The organism is Aureimonas sp. N4 (genome assembly GCF_001463925.1).
In the GTDB taxonomy this organism is placed as follows: domain Bacteria; phylum Pseudomonadota; class Alphaproteobacteria; order Rhizobiales; family Rhizobiaceae; genus Aureimonas; species Aureimonas ureilytica_A.
In genome coordinates this window covers 1-19329 of sequence record NZ_BBWS01000027.1, presented here as the reverse complement: position 1 = coordinate 19329, position 19329 = coordinate 1, and the positions used below count along the sequence as shown (strand labels likewise).

20 protein-coding genes and 1 pseudogene are annotated in these 19329 nt (G+C 63.4%); 7 read left to right on the top strand and 14 right to left on the bottom strand.

The genetic code is table 11. The annotated features are described in order from the left end of the window. A pseudogene (locus AUL28_RS23250) lies at window positions 1–360 on the bottom strand (hypothetical protein); the annotation flags it as partial. Window positions 361–669: 309 nt separating this feature from the next. Here AUL28_RS23250 and AUL28_RS08495 point away from each other — a divergent pair. Then, window positions 670–1353, top strand: a complete 684-nt coding sequence (locus tag AUL28_RS08495; protein ID WP_058602137.1) for an HAD family hydrolase — start codon at window positions 670–672, stop codon at window positions 1351–1353. Window positions 1354–1375: 22 nt separating this feature from the next. On the opposite strand, the gene AUL28_RS08490 is transcribed toward AUL28_RS08495, so the two are convergent. Next, on the bottom strand, window positions 1376–1957 hold the full coding sequence (locus AUL28_RS08490) for a hypothetical protein (RefSeq protein ID WP_156419935.1): 582 nt from the start codon (window positions 1955–1957) through the stop codon (window positions 1376–1378). 145 nt (window positions 1958–2102) lie between these two features. Here AUL28_RS08490 and thrC point away from each other — a divergent pair, with 145 nt between their 5' ends. From thrC to AUL28_RS08470, 4 genes are read left to right on the top strand one after another with little or no spacing between them, the layout of a single operon-like run. Further along, window positions 2103–3512, top strand: a complete 1410-nt coding sequence (gene thrC, locus AUL28_RS08485) for a threonine synthase (RefSeq protein WP_058602135.1) — start codon at window positions 2103–2105, stop codon at window positions 3510–3512. Beyond that, complete coding sequence (locus AUL28_RS08480) at window positions 3509–4819, top strand: M16 family metallopeptidase (protein WP_062231640.1); 1311 nt, start codon at window positions 3509–3511, stop codon at window positions 4817–4819. Before thrC ends, AUL28_RS08480 begins: the two co-directional genes overlap by 4 nt. Before the next feature lie 10 nt (window positions 4820–4829). Continuing rightward, window positions 4830–5471: a GNAT family N-acetyltransferase gene (locus AUL28_RS08475; protein WP_062221986.1), complete on the top strand. Its 642-nt coding sequence runs from the start codon at window positions 4830–4832 to the stop codon at window positions 5469–5471. An 8-nt stretch (window positions 5472–5479) separates the two neighbouring features. Beyond that, a complete protein-coding gene (locus AUL28_RS08470; RefSeq protein ID WP_062231638.1) occupies window positions 5480–8380 on the top strand; it encodes an EAL domain-containing protein in 2901 nt (966 codons plus the stop codon). Between the two features lie 39 nt (window positions 8381–8419). Here the strand turns inward: AUL28_RS08470 and AUL28_RS08465 are convergent, their stop codons facing one another. Further along, window positions 8420–9028: a YqgE/AlgH family protein gene (locus AUL28_RS08465; protein ID WP_062221992.1), complete on the bottom strand. Its 609-nt coding sequence runs from the start codon at window positions 9026–9028 to the stop codon at window positions 8420–8422. A 55-nt stretch (window positions 9029–9083) separates the two neighbouring features. On the opposite strand from AUL28_RS08465, the gene AUL28_RS08460 reads away from it, so the two are divergent. After that, complete coding sequence (locus AUL28_RS08460; RefSeq protein WP_062231636.1) at window positions 9084–9902, top strand: protein-disulfide reductase DsbD domain-containing protein; 819 nt, start codon at window positions 9084–9086, stop codon at window positions 9900–9902. A 27-nt stretch (window positions 9903–9929) separates the two neighbouring features. Beyond that, window positions 9930–10415, top strand: coding sequence for a peroxiredoxin (locus AUL28_RS08455; RefSeq protein ID WP_062231634.1), 486 nt, complete (start codon window positions 9930–9932; stop codon window positions 10413–10415). A gap of 9 nt (window positions 10416–10424) precedes the next feature. Here the strand turns inward: AUL28_RS08455 and rnhA are convergent, their stop codons facing one another. The 11 genes from rnhA to coxB all read right to left on the bottom strand — a co-directional run. After that, window positions 10425–10898: a ribonuclease HI gene (gene rnhA, locus AUL28_RS08450; protein ID WP_062231632.1), complete on the bottom strand. Its 474-nt coding sequence runs from the start codon at window positions 10896–10898 to the stop codon at window positions 10425–10427. Then, window positions 10895–11875 carry a homoserine kinase gene (locus AUL28_RS08445; RefSeq protein ID WP_062231630.1) on the bottom strand — a complete coding sequence of 327 codons (981 nt, stop codon included), beginning with the start codon at window positions 11873–11875 and terminating at the stop codon, window positions 10895–10897. The genes rnhA and AUL28_RS08445 overlap by 4 nt, the downstream gene beginning before the upstream one ends. A gap of 1 nt (window position 11876) precedes the next feature. Beyond that, complete coding sequence (gene ispH, locus AUL28_RS08440; protein ID WP_062231628.1) at window positions 11877–12905, bottom strand: 4-hydroxy-3-methylbut-2-enyl diphosphate reductase; 1029 nt, start codon at window positions 12903–12905, stop codon at window positions 11877–11879. Window positions 12906–12960: 55 nt separating this feature from the next. Then, the gene (locus tag AUL28_RS08435) at window positions 12961–13752 is read right to left on the bottom strand and encodes an SURF1 family protein (RefSeq protein ID WP_244493457.1); all 792 of its coding nucleotides are present in this window, start codon (window positions 13750–13752) and stop codon (window positions 12961–12963) included. Continuing rightward, window positions 13739–14131 (bottom strand): DUF983 domain-containing protein, encoded by a 393-nt coding sequence (locus AUL28_RS08430; protein WP_062231627.1) that lies wholly within the window; start codon window positions 14129–14131, stop codon window positions 13739–13741. Before AUL28_RS08430 ends, AUL28_RS08435 begins: the two co-directional genes overlap by 14 nt. A 99-nt stretch (window positions 14132–14230) precedes the next feature. Continuing rightward, on the bottom strand, window positions 14231–15109 hold the full coding sequence (locus AUL28_RS08425) for a cytochrome c oxidase subunit 3 (RefSeq protein ID WP_062222005.1): 879 nt from the start codon (window positions 15107–15109) through the stop codon (window positions 14231–14233). 69 nt (window positions 15110–15178) lie between these two features. Beyond that, window positions 15179–15787 carry a cytochrome c oxidase assembly protein gene (locus AUL28_RS08420; protein ID WP_062231625.1) on the bottom strand — a complete coding sequence of 203 codons (609 nt, stop codon included), beginning with the start codon at window positions 15785–15787 and terminating at the stop codon, window positions 15179–15181. Next, window positions 15780–15908: a protoheme IX farnesyltransferase gene (locus AUL28_RS08415; protein WP_244493456.1), complete on the bottom strand. Its 129-nt coding sequence runs from the start codon at window positions 15906–15908 to the stop codon at window positions 15780–15782. The genes AUL28_RS08420 and AUL28_RS08415 overlap by 8 nt, the downstream gene beginning before the upstream one ends. A gap of 28 nt (window positions 15909–15936) precedes the next feature. Continuing rightward, the gene (locus tag AUL28_RS08410; RefSeq protein ID WP_058600530.1) at window positions 15937–16869 is read right to left on the bottom strand and encodes a heme o synthase; all 933 of its coding nucleotides are present in this window, start codon (window positions 16867–16869) and stop codon (window positions 15937–15939) included. Between the two features lie 115 nt (window positions 16870–16984). Further along, window positions 16985–18589: a cytochrome c oxidase subunit I gene (gene ctaD, locus AUL28_RS08405; protein ID WP_058600529.1), complete on the bottom strand. Its 1605-nt coding sequence runs from the start codon at window positions 18587–18589 to the stop codon at window positions 16985–16987. Between the two features lie 24 nt (window positions 18590–18613). Beyond that, window positions 18614–19329 (bottom strand): cytochrome c oxidase subunit II (gene coxB / locus AUL28_RS08400; RefSeq protein ID WP_062231623.1); only part of this gene is annotated, 716 nt, incomplete at its 5' end.

The following is a 19329-nucleotide window of genomic DNA, read 5'->3' as shown; positions in this document are numbered from 1 at the left end:
AGCGAGCAGCCAAGCCCGCGTGAAGGCGTCATAGGCCTCGAAGCTCTCGAACCGGTCCCACTCCTCGGTGACGGCATCGACGCGGGACTGGTCGGGGCGCGTGAGATCGCCGCCGAGCTGAAGATTGTAGGGCGGGTCGGCGAAGATGGCATCGACGCTGCCGGCGGGCAGCGCGGCCATGCGGGACACGCAGTCGCCTTTGATGATCGTGTCGAGCCATTCGGGCTGGCTTGGCGAGAGGGCCGGAGCCCCCGCACCGGCGAAGCCCAGCGGCGCGCCTGCGCCCAGGCGCTCCGCTGCGGGCGCGGCCTTCGACGCTGGCACTGCACAAGACACGCGAACCGCACCGGACCTGGACATAGCGCCAACACCACCCACTCAACGCGACAACACCGCGGGATCACACCGGGCTCCGGCTCCAAATCACCGCCGCCCCTCATGTGCTTATGGTTACCGAAGAGGGTTAACGAGCCATGAAGTGACCCATCGATTGGCCTCCGGCTGCGAAGCGTGCTAACCCCGCCGCATCCCCGCCCGCCCCTGTCTCACTTGGGTTTCGTCGTCGCAGCGGAGCATGAGCGGCCCTCGAACCGGTGCCGCGACAGCATCCGGGAGCGGCTCAGGAACGCGAGTTCGGCCGAGGCCCGCAGAGAACCTCGAAAGGCCACGATGGCACTCTCCCTCATTCTGTTCGATTGCGACGGCGTGCTCGTCGATTCCGAAATCATCTCCGCCAAGGTGGACGCCTCGCTCCTGAAGGAACTGGGATACGAAATATCCGCCAACGAGATCGCCGAGCGCTTCGCCGGCCTGACGCAGGACCGCATTCTCGAACTCCTGACGGCGGAAGCGGGAATTCGTTTTCCCGAGGATTATGCCGAGCGTCAGCGAGTGGAACTCGACCGTCGCCTCGCCGCCGAGATCACGCCGATTGCGGGCGTCCATGAGATGCTCGATCGGCTCGACCTGCCCCGCGCCATCTGCTCGAACTCCTCATCCGAGCGGCTGAAGATCGTTCTGGAGCCGACCAAGCTTTGGGACCGTTTCCGTCCCTATGTCTATGCCTCGCGCGAAGTCGGCACGAAGCGGCCCAAGCCCGCGCCGGACGTCTATCTCTATGGCTGCCGTCAGTTCGAGACCGCGCCGCGCGAAACCATCGTTCTGGAGGATTCCGTTCACGGCGTTGCCGCAGCCGTTGCGGCGGGCTGCCGGGTCGTCGGCTTCACCGGCGGACAGCACAGCTATGACGGCCACGGCCATGCGCTGGCCGAAGCGGGCGCGGAAACCGTGATCCGTCGCCTCTCGGAATTTCCCGGCGTCGTGGAGGCTTTCAGCAATTGGGAAGCGGCCTGACCGGCCGCCCCCGTCGCACCATTCAGCGGCCGGTCTTGCCCTCAGCGGCTACGGCCGGCGCCGGCGGCCCTTCGTCGAAGCCGGCATAGATCGTGAGCGTCTTGCCGGCGGGCTTGGGGAAGCGGATGTTGCGGTCGATATAGGAGAAGTTCACCGCGCCGCCCGTTGAATCCAGAAGCGCGCCTTGGTGACCCAGCTGGCTATAGACGAGCTTGCCATTGTCCACGATCGCCACGCGCAGCGGCAGATCGACCGTTCCGCCCTTCGAGACCGGCCCCGGCACGACGCGCCCGGTAACCGCGACTTCCATGAAATACTGCCCGTCGCGCTCGCGGCAGGACCGCGTCGTGCCGGTGATGGAGGCGACATAGTCCACAGAATCTCCCGAGCCCTTACGCAGGATGGCGGTGCCTTCGCGCAAGGCGACCTGCGGGCAATAGTCCGCGACCCTTCCCGCGCTCGCGACCTGCGCGGGCGAGGCCGGAAGGCTGGCGGACGAGGGGGCGACGGGTGCCGGCCCTCCGCCCGACGTGCTGCAACCGGCGGCGCTGAGGCCGGCCAGGGTCAAAAAAAGCAGATTCTGGAAGGGGCTGCGTCTCGACATATGCATCCGCGGTTCTTCCCATAGGGGTGTCGCTCGGTCTATATCAGGCACCCAGCCAGGTTGCGACCAGTCTTGGCATGGAGAAGCGAAGACCGTTTCCTCCGAGCCGAAGCAAGCCGCCCGCAAGGGCGCACGGGAGTTGTCGTTGAGATATGTGAGTTCGCGGGGCGAAGCTCCGACCCTTGGTTTTGCTGACGTTCTCCTGGCCGGCCTTGCGACGGACGGCGGTCTTTACGTTCCGGAAACCTGGCCGACCCTCTCGCCCGAGACCATCGCCTCCTTCGCCGGTCGCCCGTATGCCGAGGTAGCGCTGGAGGTCCTGACGCCTTTCGTGGGCGGCGAGATCGCTCAGGCCGATCTGGAGCGCATGGTGCGCGAGGCCTATGCGACCTTCCGCCATCCCGCCGTCGCCCCGCTCGTTCAGATCGGCGATCGGCATTTCGTGCTCGAACTGTTCCATGGCCCGACGCTTGCCTTCAAGGATGTGGCGATGCAGCTTCTGGCGCGGCTGATGGACCATGTGCTGACGCAGCGCCAGCGCCGCGCCACGATCGTCGGCGCGACCTCGGGCGACACGGGCGGCGCCGCCATCGCGGCCTTCGCGGGCAGCGAGCGCACCGACATGTTCATTCTCTTCCCGAAGGGCCGCGTTTCCCCCGTCCAGCAGCGCCAGATGACGACGGCCGGACGACCGAACGTTCATGCGCTCGCGGTGGAAGGCACGTTCGACGACTGCCAGGCTCTTGTGAAGAGCATGTTCAACGACGCGAAGTTCCGCGCCGAGACGGCTCTTTCGGGCGTCAACTCGATCAACTGGGCCCGCGTCATGGCCCAGATCGTCTATTATTTCACGGCGGCCGCGAGCGTCGGCGCGCCCCGCCGCACGGTGTCCTTCACGGTGCCGACCGGCAATTTCGGTGACATCTTCGCCGGCTTTGCCGCCAAGCGCATGGGCCTGCCGGTGGATCGGCTCATCATCGCCACCAACAAGAACGACATTCTCGAGCGCACGATGAGAAGCGGGCGCTACGAGATGGAAGGCGTTCACGCCACCATGTCGCCCTCCATGGACATCGAGATTTCCTCGAATTTCGAGCGTCTCCTGTTCGAGGCGAGCGGGCGCGATGCGGAAACGGTTCGCCGTCTGATGCAGCAGCTTCGCCAGTCCGGCGCCTTCACCCTGCCCGAACCGATGATCCAGGCCATCCGCGCCGAGTTCGACGCCGGGCGCACGGACGAAGCAGGAACAGCCGAGACGATCAAGACCTATCTCGGGACGACGGCCTATCTCCTCGATCCGCATACGGCGGTCGGCGTTGCCGTGGCGGACCAGCATATGGGCGATATCCCGATGATCACGCTCGGAACGGCGCATCCGGCCAAATTCCCGGCTTCGGTGAAGGCGGCCTGCGGCGTCGAGCCTCCGCTGCCGCCCAGCCATGGTGACTTGATGAGTCGCGAGGAAAAGTTCGACGTGCTGCCGAACGATCTCGATGCGATCGAAGCCTTTATCCGTGAGCGCAGCCGCGCCGTGCGCCACGGGGCCGCAGCATGAGCGTCGAGGTCACTCGCCTCTCCAACGGGTTGACGGTCGCGACCGAAACCATGCCGACTCTGGAAAGCGCGGCGCTGGGCGTCTGGGTCAAGGCCGGTGCGCGCGACGAGACCGATCGCGAGCATGGCATCGCGCATCTTCTCGAGCACATGGCGTTCAAAGGCACGTCGCGCCGTTCGGCCCGGCAGATCGCCGAAGAGATCGAAGATGTCGGCGGAGAGCTCAACGCCTCCACCAGCGTCGAAACGACCGCCTTCTACGCTCGCGTGATGAAGAACGACGTACCGCTGGCGATCGACATTCTGTCGGACATCCTGCTCGATTCACGCTTCGACGAGGAAGAGCTGGAGCGGGAGCAACAGGTCGTCCTGCAGGAACTCGGCGCAGCCGAGGATACGCCGGACGACATCGTGTTCGACCATTTCCAGCAATCCGCCTTCGCCAACCAGATCATCGGGCGACCGATCCTGGGCACGCGCGAAAGCGTGCGCTCCTTCACCCCGGATGATCTGCGGACCTATCTCACGCGCCATTACGCGCCGGACCGCATGGTGGTTTCGGCGGCCGGCGCCGTGTCGCATCAGGACATCGTGGACCGTGTCTCGGCCGCTTTCGGCGCACAAGCGCCCATGGGGGGCGCCCTGCCAGAACGCACGCCCGCGCTCTATACGGGCGGCGAGTTCCGCGAAGAACGCGATCTGTCCGACGCGCAGATGGTGCTGGGCTTCAAAGGCCGCCCCTATTATCAGCGCGATTTCTATTCCGCGCAGGTCCTGTCGATCATCCTGGGCGGCGGCATGTCGTCTCGTTTGTTTCAGGAGGTGCGGGAAACGCGCGGGCTCTGCTACGCGATCTCGGCCTTCCACTGGAGCTTCTCCGATAGCGGCATTTTTGGCGTTCACGCCGCGACGGGTGAGGAAGAACTGGCCGAGCTCGCGCCCGTCATTGTCGAGGAACTGGTTCGCGCAGCGGACGGCATCACCGAGAAGGAAGTCGTGCGCGCCCGGGCGCAGATGCGCTCCAGCCTCTTGATGAGCCAGGAAAGCCCGGCATCGCGCGCGGGCCAGATGGCGCGCCAGCTGATGTTCAACGGCTCGGTCATCGCCAATACCGAGTTGCTGGATCGGCTCGACGCCATCACGGCGACGCGTCTGGCAGGGCTTGCGGAGGCGACCTTCATCGACACCGTTCCGACCCTTGCGGCGATCGGTCCGGTGTCGCGTTTGCCGTCGTCGGAGACCTTGATGCAAGGTGGGGCCGGTCGTAGCGCATCGGCCCCACTGCGCGCCGCCGCTGCGGTCAGCTGATCCCAGCCGGATGGGTTGGTTGACTTGGGTTCAGGCATCGGCTCAGCCGGTGCTGAACGGTCCCGGAATCCTGCTGCGGATGCCGCGTCCCGGCGATTATGAGCGCTGGAGGGCGCTTCGGGAGGAAAGCCGAGCCTTTCTCACGCCGTGGGAGCCCAGCTGGTCTCCGGGGGAACTCAGCCGCCCGGCCTTCCGCTTACGCCTTTCGCGTTACCGCCGCGATGCACGGGAGCGCGGCAGCTATACCTTCTTCGTGTTCGATCCAACGGGGCAGGTTCTCTACGGTGGCCTGACGCTTGGACGCATCCAGCGCGGCGTGGCCCAATCGGCGACGCTGGGTTATTGGATGGGCGAACGCCACGCAGGGCGGGGCATCATGAGCCGCGCGGTTCGTACGATCTGTATCTTCGCCTTCGAGATCGAAGGGTTGCACCGCGTCGAAGCGGCCTGTGTTCCGCGCAACGGCCGATCGATCGGCCTTCTTGAGTCCTGTGGATTCCGCCGGGAAGGCCATCTCCGGCAATATCTCAAAATAGCCGGTGTCTGGGAGGATCACCTACTCTATTCCTTGTTGGCCGAAGACTGGGCCGCCAGCGCCGGTTATCATGCCGATTCGATGTCCGCCCCTTCGCTCGCCGGGACAAGACCTTGACGTTTTCCATGCCCAAACTCTCCCGATCCCCGGCCTTTCTCTTCTGCCTGCTTGGCGTCTTCCTGCTGGCTTGGGCCTGTGCGACGCCCGCCAGCGCGTTCGCCCCCGTGAGCATCGGACGCGAGGATGTAGCGATCGATCTGGCGCCCGCGATCGACATCCATCGCGGGCGTGGAGCGAACTTCCAGGTTTCGACCATCCCAGGCTCGGACGGAATCGTGAGGCGCATCGAAGTCGAGTCCAGCTCGTCCAATCCATCGGGAAATTGGGCCGTCTTCGCGCTCGCCAACAACACGGACGAGCAGATCGACCGATTGGTCGTCGCGCCACATTTCCGGCTGTCGGGCTCCGGGCTGGTCTGGCCCGATCTCGGCTCGCAGCGCATCGTCGCCATCACACCGTCGGAGGGCTTCGCGCTCGACCGGCAGGATAGCCCGGAAGCCGATGTCTTCCTTGTGACGCTCGACCCCGGCACGGTGATCACCTTCGTGGCGGAACTGGCCAGCGACAAGCTGCCGGAAATCCGCCTTTGGGAGCCCAATGCCTATAAGGACACGGTGAACGCCTTCACGCTGTATCGCGGCATCGTGCTCGGTATCGCCGGCCTGCTCGCGGTGTTCCTGACGATCCTTTTCGTCGTGAAGGGGTCGCCCATGTTCCCCGCGACCGCCGCCCTCGCCTGGGCCGTACTGGCCTATATCTGCATCGATTTCGATTTCTGGCAGAAGCTGGTGCCCATCGTGCCGGGTGAGGAGCGCATCTGGCGCGCAGGCACGGAAGTGGCCCTCGCCTTCACCCTGGTCGTGTTTCTCTATGCCTATCTGAACCTCAACCGCTGGCACGGGATTCTCTCCGCGTTCACGGCGCTTTGGCTGGTGGGCCTCGGCGGCCTCGGTGCCCTCGCCGCGTTCGATCCGCCGATGGCGTCCGGCATCGCGCGCATGTCCATGGCCGCCACGGCCGGGGTGGGTCTTCTCTTGATCCTCTATCTCTCGGCCATGCGCTACGACCGGGCGATCATGCTGATCCCGACCTGGCTGCTGATCATTGCGTGGCTCGCCACGGGATGGCTGACGATCACCGGCCAAATCCATAACGACATCATTCAACCGGCATTGGGCGGCGGTCTGGTGCTCGTCGTCCTGCTCATCGGCTTTACGGTCATGCAGCACGCCTTCGCCGGCAATGGCAGTTTCGGCAGCGGGCTCCTGTCCGACATGGAGCGCCGCGCTCTGGCGCTGGCGGGAACCGGCGATGCGATCTGGGACTGGGACGTTGCGCGTGACCGAATCTTCGCGGGCTCCGACACGGACGGTCTCCTGGGGATGCCGGTGGCAGCCATGAACGGACCGGCGCGGGACTGGCTTCCCATCCTGCACCCGGACGATCGGGATCGTTTCAAGATCACGCTCGACACGATCCTCGAACATCGTCGTGGCCGCATCGCGCAGGATTTCCGCCTGCGGAGCGACGACGGGCATTACCACTGGATGAACCTGCAGGCCCGGCCTGTGCTCGGCTCGAACGGTGAGGTCGTGCGCTGTGTCGGCACGCTCAAGGACGTGACCGACCGGAAGAAGGCCGAGGAGCGCCTTCTGCATGACGCGCTGCATGACCAGCTGACCGGCCTGCCCAACCGCGAACTCTTCATCGACCGGCTGAACTCCATCGCGGCCCTCGCCGCGAGCCACCCGGACGTGCGGCCGACGCTCTTCGTCATCGACATCGACCGGTTCAAGCAGGTCAACGATGATTTCGGCATGGCGACCGGCGACACGATCATCCTCACGCTCGGCCGGCGCTTGAAACGCGTCCTCAAGCCGCAGGATTCGCTGGCGCGGCTGACGGGCGATCAGTTCGGTCTGATCCTCATGTCAGAAGCCGAGATCGGAGCGGTCGGCTCCTTCGCCGAGGCGTTGCGCGAAGTCGTTCGTGCGCCGATCACGTTCGGCGACCGCGATATCATCCTCACGGCCTCGATCGGCCTGACGGGATGGACGGATGGCGCCAGCGCGGATGAGGTTCTACGCGACGCGGAACTCGCCATGTATCAGGCCAAGCGGCTCGGTGGGGATCGCATCGAGCCCTTCCGACCCGGCTACAAGACCCACGCCTCGGGCCGCGTCGAACTGGAATCGGACCTGCGCCGCGCTTTCGGGCGCAACGAGCTGTCGCTCATGTTCCAGCCGATCGTAAAGCTGTCGTCGAGCGAGATCGTCGGCTTCGAAGCCTTGCTGCGCTGGAACCACGCCAAGCGCGGACCGATCTCACCCTATGAATTCATCCCGATGGCCGAGAATACCGGCCTGATCGTGCAGCTCGGCCAGTTCGCCTTGGACGAGGCCACAAGGCGTCTGTCGGACTGGCAGAAGCTGCCGGGCCAATCCAAGCTCTTCTGCTCGGTCAATATCTCCAGCCGCCAGCTCATCCGCCAGGATCTGCTGAACGATGTCCGGCACATTCTGAAACGCTACAACTTGCCGCCCGAGACGCTGAAGCTGGAGCTGACCGAATCGCTCGTCATGGACAATCCCGAACGCTCGGCCAAGCTTCTCGAGCGCCTCAAAGAGATGGGCGTCGGCCTGTCGCTGGACGATTTCGGAACGGGTTATTCCGCCCTTTCCTATTTGATCCGCTTTCCGTTCGATACGCTGAAGATCGACCAGACATTCCTGCGCGGTGACGCGCATCCGCAGAAGCAAATCATCGTGCAGTCGATCGTGACCATGGCGCATGAGCTCGGGCTCGCCGTGGTCGCCGAAGGCGTCGATAAGGAGATCGACGCGCAACGGCTTCGCCAGCTGAACTGCGAATATGTTCAGAGCTTCATGTTCTCGCCGCCGCTCACCGCCGAGGAAGCGCGCCGGCGGCTTCAGGATCGGCAGGGCCGCAAGGCAGCCGTCGTCTGAGGCGGCTATCCCTTGCAAGCGAGCGGCGAGGCCAACGCCTCAGGCGTGGCCGGCTTCGCTCGTCAGAAACGCGGGATTGATGCCGAGGATGGCAAGCGCGCGGGTGTATTTGTTGTCGAGTTCGGCATCAAACACGATGTCGAGATCGGCGCGGCAAGTCAGCCATCCGTTGGCGGCGATTTCGGATTCGAGCTGGCCAGGGCTCCAGCCGGCATAGCCGAGCACCATGATCGCCGTAGACGGGCCGACGCCGCTCGAAATCGCCTTCAGAATGTCGAGCGTCGGCGTCAGGGCAATGCCATCATCGACGCTGACGGTTGACTCGGAATCGTAATCTTCGGAATGCAGAACGAAGCCGCGCCCCTGCTCGACCGGCCCGCCTTGGCAAACGGGAACCTCCCGCCCCTTTTGCGGCAGGCGAATCTCGTTGGGATCGCTCACGATCTCCAATTGCGTCAAAAGCGCTGCGAAGCTGAGCGGCTGCGCCTTATTGACGATGAAACCCATCGCGCCGCTCGACGAATGCGCACAGATATAAACGACCGAGCGCGAGAAGCGCTCGTCCTCCATGCCCGGCATGGCGATGAGAAAGTGCCCTTCCAGGGAAGAGGCTTCGTCGGATCGGTTGCGAATGTTCTCGAAGTCCATGAGCCTAAGATAAAGCTGTCCTGCCGGTTTTGCATCAGCGACATGAGGTTTTGAAATGCGGCGTTTCGATTTTTTCCAGCTGCCGCACAGGCTCGCAAGAGGCTGGCTCTTCCTCGCGCTTCTGGCGGCTGTGTCGGTGGCTGCCGGTCCCGCATGCGCCGCATCCGAAATCGAGGTGGAGGGCGCGCATATGCGGCTGGACGTCATGGAGGAGAACGGTCGCGTTCAGGCCGCGCTCTCGATCGATCTCAAGCCGGGCTGGAAAACCTACTGGATCTCGCCCGGTCCGGTGGGACTTGCCCCGGCGATCCAGCTCGACAACAGCGCCGGGGTTGAAGACGCTCGTATTCTTCTGCCGGTTCCAACGCGGTTTCGCGAGGGTGACATTGAGAGCATCGGCTATGCCGAGCCCGTCTCCTTTGTTGTCATGGGCGAGGCGAAGCCGGGCGAAACGTCGATCCTGCGGGCCGACATCTTGATCGGTCTCTGCCGCGAGCTTTGTTTGCCTGTTCACGTCGAACTGGAAGGCAAGCCTTCGACAAGCCTCAACGCGCGAGCAGCCGTTCGCCGCGCGCTTGCGGCGCTTCCACGGGACGTTCAGCCGCCCGAGATCGAGGCTTCGGTGCGGCAGGGCCGGCTGCATGTCGCGAGCGCTTCGCGCGAGGGGCCGCCCCCAACCGACGCCTTTGTGGCCGCGCCCGAAGGCTGGGGCTTCGGCGTGCCGGTCGCGGCCTCCGACGCACACGGTTTTTCCCTCGACATTCCGATCCTGTCCACACCCGGCACCGATGCGGAGCTGACGAAGATCGACCTTCTGTTGACGGATGGGGAGAAGGCAGAGCTAATCCGCGCGCTTCCAGTCGGTCGGAATTGACCGACTCAAGATGCCAGAGGATATGCCATGACCCTATCGATCGGCGACAAGCTGCCCCAGGCGACATTCCGCACGCCCAGCGAAGACGGCCCCAAGACCCTGTCCACCGATGAGATTTTCAACGGCAAGACGGTGGCGCTCTTTGCCGTGCCCGGTGCGTTCACGCCCACATGCACGATGAACCACCTGCCCGGCTTCCTGGAACTCAACGACGAAATCCGTGCCAAGGGCGTCGATACGATCGCCGTCGTCTCGGTAAACGATGTCTTCGTCATGAAGGCTTGGGCCAAGGCAACGGATGCCGGAGACCGCATTCTGTTCCTGGCCGATGGAAACGGCGAGTTCACCCGTGCCGCCGGCCTCGATGTCGATCTGTCGGGCGGCGGCTTGGGCCTTCGGTCCAAGCGCTATTCCATGATCGTTCGCGATGGAACGGTCGCCGCGCTCAACATCGAGGGATCGCCGGGCCAGGCGGAAACCTCCTCGGCTTCCGCGCTTCTGACGCAGCTCTAAGCCGTCACCTCAGGCCGGCGAGGCCACCCTCGCCGGCTTGCGCTTGAAGGGCTCCATACCCGCGCGCGCCAACTCGTCCGCGCGCTCGTTCTCGGGGTGGCCGGCATGCCCCTTGATCCAATGGAATGTCACCTCGTGGCGGTTGCGCTCTTCATCAAGGCGCTGCCAAAGCTCGGCATTCTTGACCGGCTTCTTGTCGGCCGTGCGCCATCCGTTGCGCTTCCAGCCGTGAATCCATTTCGTGATTCCATCCCGCAGATATTGCGAGTCGGAATGAAGGTGGACGGCGCAGCCGCGCTTGAGCGCCGCAAGACCTTCGATCGCGGCCAGAAGCTCCATGCGATTGTTGGTCGTATGGGCCTCACCGCCGGACAGTTCCCGTTCCGTTTCGCCCGAGCGCAGGATCGCGCCCCAGCCGCCCGGACCCGGATTGCCTGAACAGGCGCCATCAGTGAAGATATCGACGTGGGTGAGGTCGCTCATGCCGTCCGGGAATCCATGGTGACGCCGTAATCGGCAAGGCTGCGCACCTGCCGGTGGAAGCGCGACTTGCGCAGATATTCCTTCGGGTCCTTCTTGGTGACGAAGGAATCGGCCGGGGTGTTGATCCAGTCGTAAAGGCGCGTCAGCAGAAAACGCACCGAAGCTCCCCGCGCCAGGATCGGCAGAGCGTCCCGCTCAACCGCATTCAGCGGACGCACGCTCTGGTAGCCTTCGATCAACGCGCGCCCCTTGGTGACGTTGAAGGCCCCATCCTGTTCGAAGCACCATGCGCAGAGACAGATGGCCAGATCATAGGCGAGAATGTCGTTGCAGGCGAAATAGAAGTCGATCAGCCCGGATAGATTGCCCTGCAGGAAGAAGACATTGTCCGGGAACAGATCCGCGTGGATCACCCCCTGGGGCAGATCGGCCGGCCAATCGGCTTCCAGTTCGGTCAGTTCCGCTGCAATCTCGGCGCGAAGGCCCGCCTCGACGCGGTCCGCATCGTCTCCGCAGGCGTCGAGAAGCGGACGCCACGCGTCGACGGACAGGCTGTTGGCGCGCTGGAGCGGAAAGTCCGCGGCTGCCAAATGCATTCCCGCCATGGCCTTGCCGACCGCGCCGCATTGATCGGCCGTCGGACGCCGCGACCACATGCCCTCCAGAAAGGTGAAAAGCGCAGCGGGCCGCCCGGCCAGTTCGCCCAGAGCATCGCCCTCGCGTGGCTGGACCGGCAGGGGGCAAGACAGCCCCTTGCCGGCCAGATGCTCCATCAGACCCACGAAAAAGGGAAGATCGGCGCGGTTCACGCGCTTCTCATACAGCGTCAGGATGAACGTGCCGCCCTCGGAACGCAGCAGGAAGTTGGAGTTCTCCACCCCTTCCGCGATCCCCTTGTAGGACAGAAGTCGGCCCATGTCGTAGCGCGTCAGAAAGGCGCTGAGTTCCGCTTCGCCGACTTCGGTATAGACCGCCATCTCAAAGCGTCCTTTCGCCGGCAAGAGGCCGATCGCCGTTGACGAACGCCATGTCTTCCTTGGTCAGAGGGACGTCGCGCAGAGCCCGCATGACCGGAAAGTTCTCGTTCTCGATTGCCGTCTGCACGAGTTCGATGCGCAGATCGAATCGTTCGCGCAGCGTGTCGAGGATCGCGTCCGTGAGAACTTCGGGCGCGGAGGCGCCTGCCGACATGCCGATGACATGGCCGGGCATCAGGTCATCCATCGGGACATCGGCGGGTCCTTGCAGGAGAAGGCCCCGCTTCGCCCCCGCCTTCTCGGCCACCTCGACCAGACGGCGCGAATTGCTCGAATTGGGCGCCCCGACGATGAAGAAGAGATCGGTGCCGGGCGCGGACGCTTTCACCGCGTCCTGCCGGTTGGTGGTCGCATAGCAAATCGACTCCGAGGCGGGCGCCTGCATCTGAGGGAACTTCGCCTGAAGTGCTGCGATGATACCGGCTGTATCATCCACCGACAGAGTGGTCTGCGTCACGAAACCGAGCGCTGCGGGGTCGGCCGGCTCAAAGGCCGCAACGTCTTCCTCGGTCTCGATCAGGACGACCGTACCTTCGGGCAGCTGACCCATCGTCCCGACGACCTCGGGATGACCGCGATGACCGACCAGCAGCACGGTTCGCCCCAGGCGCATGTGACGCATCGCCTGCTTATGGACCTTGGAGACGAGCGGGCATGTCGCATCAAGATAGAGCATCTCGCGGCGCTCGGCCTCGGCCGGGACGGTCTTGGGGACCCCATGGGCGGAAAAGACGACGGGCTGCCCGTCATCGGGAATGGCGTCGAGTTCCCGGACGAAGACCGCGCCCATCTGGCGCAGCCCATCCACCACATATTTGTTGTGAACGATCTCGTGCCGGACATAAACCGGCGCGCCGTAGCGCTTGAGCGCGAGAACGACGATCTGGATCGCGCGATCGACGCCCGCGCAGAAGCCTCGCGGTTCGCAAAGGCGCAGGGTCAGGGGCGGCTTGGTCTGGATCGCGGACAAGGCAATCTCCGGGCAGCGGTTTCGCTTGGGAATGAGGGGATGGAGCCCCCCTCTGTCAACCCATCGGCGCGCGAGGACGGCCACGCAGGAGATGGCGCACGAAGAGCGCGAGCATGACGAACAGCGCGGCGGCGAGGCTGAACCACGTGATCGCATATTGCAGATGGTTGTTGGGGAGGTCGACCACGGTCACGCCGCCGATCGGATAGCCGCCTTCCGCCGCGCCCGGCCCTGCGTCCACGAAGAAGGGTAGAACCTTGTCTGCTGGCAGCGACAGCCCTTTGGCCATGTCCGATACGCTGCGCCAGAAGAAGACGTTCTGCGAGGGATCGTTGTCGGGAAGAAAGGAGCCGGGTTTCTCGATTGGCGCTTCGCGAGCAAGCCCCGTTAAATCCATCGTCCCCACAGGGTTTCCCGCCATGCGGCTTGCGGGATCTTTCATGGCATAGGGCACGAACCCTCGGTTCACGAAAATCCAGCGATCCGAGCCTTCGATCTGGAGCGGCGTATAGACATGCCATCCCGCTTCGCCATTGCGCGTCGCGAGGAAATAACGCTCATCGGAATGATCGAACCGCCCCCGCAACGCGACGGGATTATAATCGATCGCCTCGCCCCGATCTCGAGCGTCCCGGATGTCATCGATCGTCTGGGCTGGCTTCTCGATGCGCTGCGCAATGGCGCTTAGAAGCCCTTCCTTCCAGGCCATACGCTCCAACTGCCAGGAACCGAGCAGCAACAGGACGGCAAAGGCCGCAGAGCCCAGAACGAGGATCGAGATGATGCGTCCGCGACCGAGGCGAGGCTGGCTCTCGTTCACGTTCTGGGCGGCGTCAGGCGTCGTCATGAGGATGCAGGCGACCTTCCGCGGCGCTGGATCGAAACTGCAGGCCAACCATCAAGCCTTTTGCAAGACGCATGAGCGGGGCCGATAGGAGAAACGCGAGCGGAACCCAGAGAAGGAGATGGACATAGATGGGCGGGCTGTAGGCGACCTCCGTATAGAGGGCGAGACCGACCACAACGAAACTGACGATCGACATCACGAAGAAGGCGGGTCCATCGGCCGAGTCTAGGCTGGCCAAGTCCAGCCCGCATCGTGAGCAAACCGGCTCGAGCCGGAGATAGCCCGCAAAGAGCTTGCCCTTCCCACAGCGAGGGCAGTGACCGAACATGGCGGCATGGGCCGGATCGACGCCGGGATAGGGTTGGCGAGAATCGTCCATCAGCGTTTCTCTCCTCAAGCGTTTCCCTGGCTTGAACCCTGCGACGAAAAAAGGCGGCCAAGCCGCCTCCTTTCACAAGATCAAGCGAGGGCGTTGTGATCAAGCGCCGTGGATCTGTCCGCCCCAGCCACCCCAGACATAGATGGCGAAGAAGAGGAAAAGCCAGACCACGTCTACGAAGTGCCAGTACCAGGCAGCCGCTTCGAAGCCGAAATGCTTGTGCGGCGTGAAATGCCCGCGAATGGCGCGGATCAGGCAGACGGCCAGGAAGATCACGCCGACGAAGACGTGGAAACCATGGAAGCCCGTCGCCATGAAGAAGGTCGCGCCGTAGATCGAGCCTTTGAACGCGAAGGGCGCATGGGCATATTCGATATACTGAACGAAGGAGAAGATGGCACCTAGTGCCACCGTCAGGGCGAGACCCGTGATCAGCGACTTGCGATCATCCTCCAGCATCGCATGGTGCGCCCATGTCACGGTCGTGCCGGACAGAAGCAAGGTCACCGTGTTGAACAGCGGCAGATGCAGCGGATCGAGAACTTCGATCCCTTTGGGAGGCCAGACGCCGCCGAGCGCTTGGACGCGGGCGGCCTGAATGGCTTCCCCGGGAAACAGGCTGGCATCGAAGAAGGCCCAGAACCACGCCACGAAGAACATCACCTCGGAGGCGATGAACATGATCATGCCGTAGCGCAGATGCATCGAGACGACGGGCGTATGCGCGCCCTGGCGGCTTTCGCGGATCGTATCCGACCACCAAGCGTACATAGTGTAGAGCACGATCGCGAGGCCGATGTAGAAAATCCAAGGCGTCGCCAGATTGGCGCCGAAGACGATGAACGTCTTGTCACCGTGGAAACGGAACAGCGCCACGGCACCGAACAAGAGGAAGAACGCGCCGAGAGACGCCAAGGCCGGCCACGGGCTCGGATCGACCATATGATAGTCGTGATGCTTGTGTGTCGTGTCGGCCATCGCTCTCCCCCTCGCTACCGCCCCAAGCCGTTGTAGCCAACGGCCCCGTTCCAACTCAATTCGGGCGCGTTACAAACGCCCGCTTGCCTGATTGTCCGTCGCGGCATCGGCGACGGGTGTCTTCTTCGGTTCTACCGGGAAGAACGTGTAGGACAGCGTAATCGTCGGCAAGGTTCCGACATCAGCGTCCTTTAGAATGTCGGGATCGACGAAGAACACGACCGGCATGTCCACCTCTTCCCCCGGCTTTAGCGTCTGATCCGTGAAACAGAAACACTGGATCTTGTTGAAGTAGCCGCCCGCCAGCAGCGGCGTCACGTTGAACGTGGCGCGCGCCGTCACTTCCCGGTTGGAGCGGTTGCGAACGCGGTACGACATCTGGCGCGTTTCGCCGAGACGCACCACCACTTCCCGCTCGTTCGGCTGAAAGGTCCATGGCACGCTGGGAATCGCATTACTGTCAAATCGAACGCGAACCGTCTCGTTCAGCACCGTGGCGGATGCCATTTCGCTGCGCTGCGTCGTGCCGCCGTAGCCCGTGACTTTGCAGAACAGGCTGTAAAGCGGGACGGACGCGTAGGCCGCGCCGATCATGCCGCAGACGAATGCGGCGCAACTGAACGCGGTGATCCGAAATCGGCGGGCCGAGGTTTCGCGAGGGCCATCGGGCTCAGCCATGACCACCCACCATCTTGACCAGCGTCACCACATAGAAAATCACGACGAGGGCCGTCAGCGTCAGCGCGATCGCCACCGATCGTTTACGCTGTGCCTTATGTTCCTGCTGGGTCAAACGCACGCGATCCTCCTCCCCTTCGTTCACGAAATCAGACCATCCACAAAGCGACGACGCGCTCGATCAGAAGGATGGAGAAAAGCGCGAAGAGATACACGATCGAGAAGCCGAACAGCTTCTTGGCCGGGACCATCGCAGGATCGCGATCGGGCATCCGCAGCACGAGGAAAGCCCGGCGGATGAAGTCGAGCCCCAGCGCGAGCGACACCACGCCATAGACCGGGCCGCCGAAACCGAGCACGTAAGGGAGAACACCGACAGGCACGAGAAGCAGCGTGTAAGCGAAGATGTGACGACGCGTCGAACGCTCACCCGCCACATTGGGCAGCATCGGAATACCAGCCGCGCCGTAATCCTGCATCTTGAAGAGGGCCAGAGCCCAGAAATGCGGGGGCGTCCAAAGAAAGATGATCAGGAAGAGGACGAAGCTTTCCAGCGAGACGCCACCGGTCACCGCCGCCCAGGCCACCATTGGCGGGAACGCGCCAGCCGCGCCACCGATCACAATATTCTGCGCCGTGCGGCGCTTCAGGCCCATCGTGTAGAAAACGGCATAGAAAGCGATCGTGAAGGCCAGGAAAGCAGCTGCAAACCAGTTGGATGCGAGGCCGAGAAGGATAACGGACAGGATCGACAGCGACAGACCGAAGGCCAACGCTCCGCCTGCGGACACGCGGCCTGACGGAACAGGACGTCCGGCCGTACGCTTCATCACGCGGTCGATATCCGCGTCATACCACATGTTCAGCGCGCCGGAGCCGCCCGCTCCCAAGGCAATCGCTAGGAGTGACACGAAACCGAGAACCGGATGCATATGACCGGGGGCGGCGAGATATCCCGTCACCGCCGTCAGGATCACGAGCGACATGACGCGCGGCTTCAACAGAGCCAGGAAGTCACCCGGTTCGGCGAGACTGATGCCTGGACGAGCGGCCCGCAGATCCGTCGCGTCGATCGCACTCATAGGACGTCCTTATCCTTGACCGGCAGACCCATCGAGACTGCCATCTGTCGCCTATCGCGAACCCGACGGTAAGCGATCCCGGCTCGGACGCCGGGATCACAGAATTTGACCGGGTTCAGCGGATCCGCGGCAGCTCTTCCCACTGATGGAACGGCGGCGGAGACGATAGCTGCCATTCGAGGGTCGTCGCCCCTTCGCCCCAGGGATTGGCCCCCGCGAGACGCTTCTTGGCGAACGTATCGTAGACACCATAGAGGAAGATCAGGACCGATACACCCGAGATATAGGAACCCATCGAAGAAACGAAGTTCCAGCCGGCGAAGGCATCGGGATAGTCCGCGTAGCGGCGCGGCATGCCGGCGGCGCCCAGGAAGTGCTGCGGAAAGAAAACGAGATTGACGCCGACGAACATGACCCAGAAATGAATCTTGCCGATCTTCTCGTCATACATGTAGCCGCTCATCTTCGGCAGCCAGTAGTACCAGCCGGCGAAGATCGCAAAGACCGCACCGAGCGACAGAACGTAGTGGAAGTGCGCGACGACATAATAGGTGTCGTGGAGCACGCGATCCATGCCGGCATTGGCCAGCTTGACGCCCGTGACGCCGCCGACCGTGAACAGGAAGATGAAGCCGATCGACCAAAGCATCGGCGTGGTGAAGCGCAGCGAGCCGCCCCACATGGTGGCGATCCACGAGAAGATCTTGATACCGGTCGGGATGGCGATGACCATCGTCGCGAACACGAAGTAGCGCTGCGTGTTGAGCGAGATGCCCGTCGTGTACATGTGATGGGCCCACACGACGAAGCCGACCACGCCGATCGCGACCATGGCGTAGGCCATCCCGAGATAACCGAAGACCGGCTTCTTGGAGAAGGTGGAGATGATGTGGCTGACGATGCCGAAGGCCGGCAGGATCATGATGTAGACTTCGGGATGACCGAAGAACCAGAAGAGATGCTGGTATAGGATCGGATCGCCGCCGCCCTCCGGGGCGAAGAAGGTGGTTCCGAAATTGCGGTCGGTCAGCACCATGGTGATAGCACCGGCCAGAACCGGCAGGGAGAGAAGCAGCAGGAAAGCGGTTACCAGCTGCGACCACGCAAACAGCGGCATCTTGTGCAGCGTCATGCCCGGCGCGCGCATGTTGAGGATCGTCGTGATCATATTGATCGCGCCGAGGATCGACGAGGCACCGGACAGATGCAGCGCGAAGATCGCAAGATCGACAGCTGGACCCGGATGGCCCGTGGTCGAAAGTGGCGGATACAGCGTCCAGCCGGTGCCCGCGCCATTGGCGCCGGGAGCGCCTTCCACGAACATCGACAGGATCAGGAGCAGCAGCGACGGCGGCAGCATCCAGAAGGCGATGTTGTTGATGCGCGGGAAGGCCGTGTCCGGCGCGCCAATCATGATCGGCACGAAATAATTGCCGAAGCCACCGATCAACGCCGGCATGACGAGGAAGAACACCATCACGAGACCATGGGCCGTCGTGAAGACGTTGAAGATCTGCGGATTGCCGAAGATCTGAAGACCCGGCTGCTGCAACTCGGCGCGGATGGCGATGGAGAGACTGGCTCCCACGATACCCGCGAAGATCGAGAAGATCAGATAGAGAATGCCGATGTCTTTGTTGTTGGTTGAATAGACCCAGCGAACCCAGCCGGTCGGGCGCGGGTGGGCGTGGTCGTGATCATGCGATGCAGCGTGATCCATAAGGTGCTTCCCCCCGAATTTGTATCAGCGAGCGGCCACGACCGGCGCCTGATGGGCGATCTCGGCCGAGAGCTGGGCGTTGGCGTTTTGGACATTGTCGGCAGCGGCGGCGAGCCAGCGATCGAACTGCTCGCGGCTGACCACGCGCACGCCGATCGGCATGTTGTAATGGCTGGCGCCGCAAAGCTCGGAGCACTGGCCATAGAAGATGCCTTCGCGATTGGCCTCGAACCAATATTCGTTCAGACGGCCCGGAACGGCATCAACCTTCACGCCGAGAGACGGCATCGCGAAGGAATGAATCACGTCTCCGCCCGTCGATAAGAGACGAACCACGGTGTTGACCGGAATGACCATCTCGTTGTCGACGGCAAGGAGGCGAGGATAGGTCGCCTTGTCGGTTTTACCCGAGGCGTCCCGCGCGTCCTCGCCGAGCGGATACGACAGGAAGGAAACGGGCTGCGACGCCGGGTTCGCCGGATTGGCTGCCGTGCCGGCAGCCGGCGATGCAGCGGCGGCGTTGGCCTGCGCCGGCTGATACTCGTAGCCCCAATACCACTGATAACCGGTTGCCTTCACCGTCAGCTCCGGCTCGCGCGGCGGATTGTATTGCGCCGTAAGGAGCTGGAACGAGGGAATGGCGAGGCACAACAGAATCAGGACCGGAGCAATCGTCCAGATGATCTCGATCGTCGTGTTGTGGCTCGTGCGGGACGGCTTGGGATTGCGCTCTTCGGTGT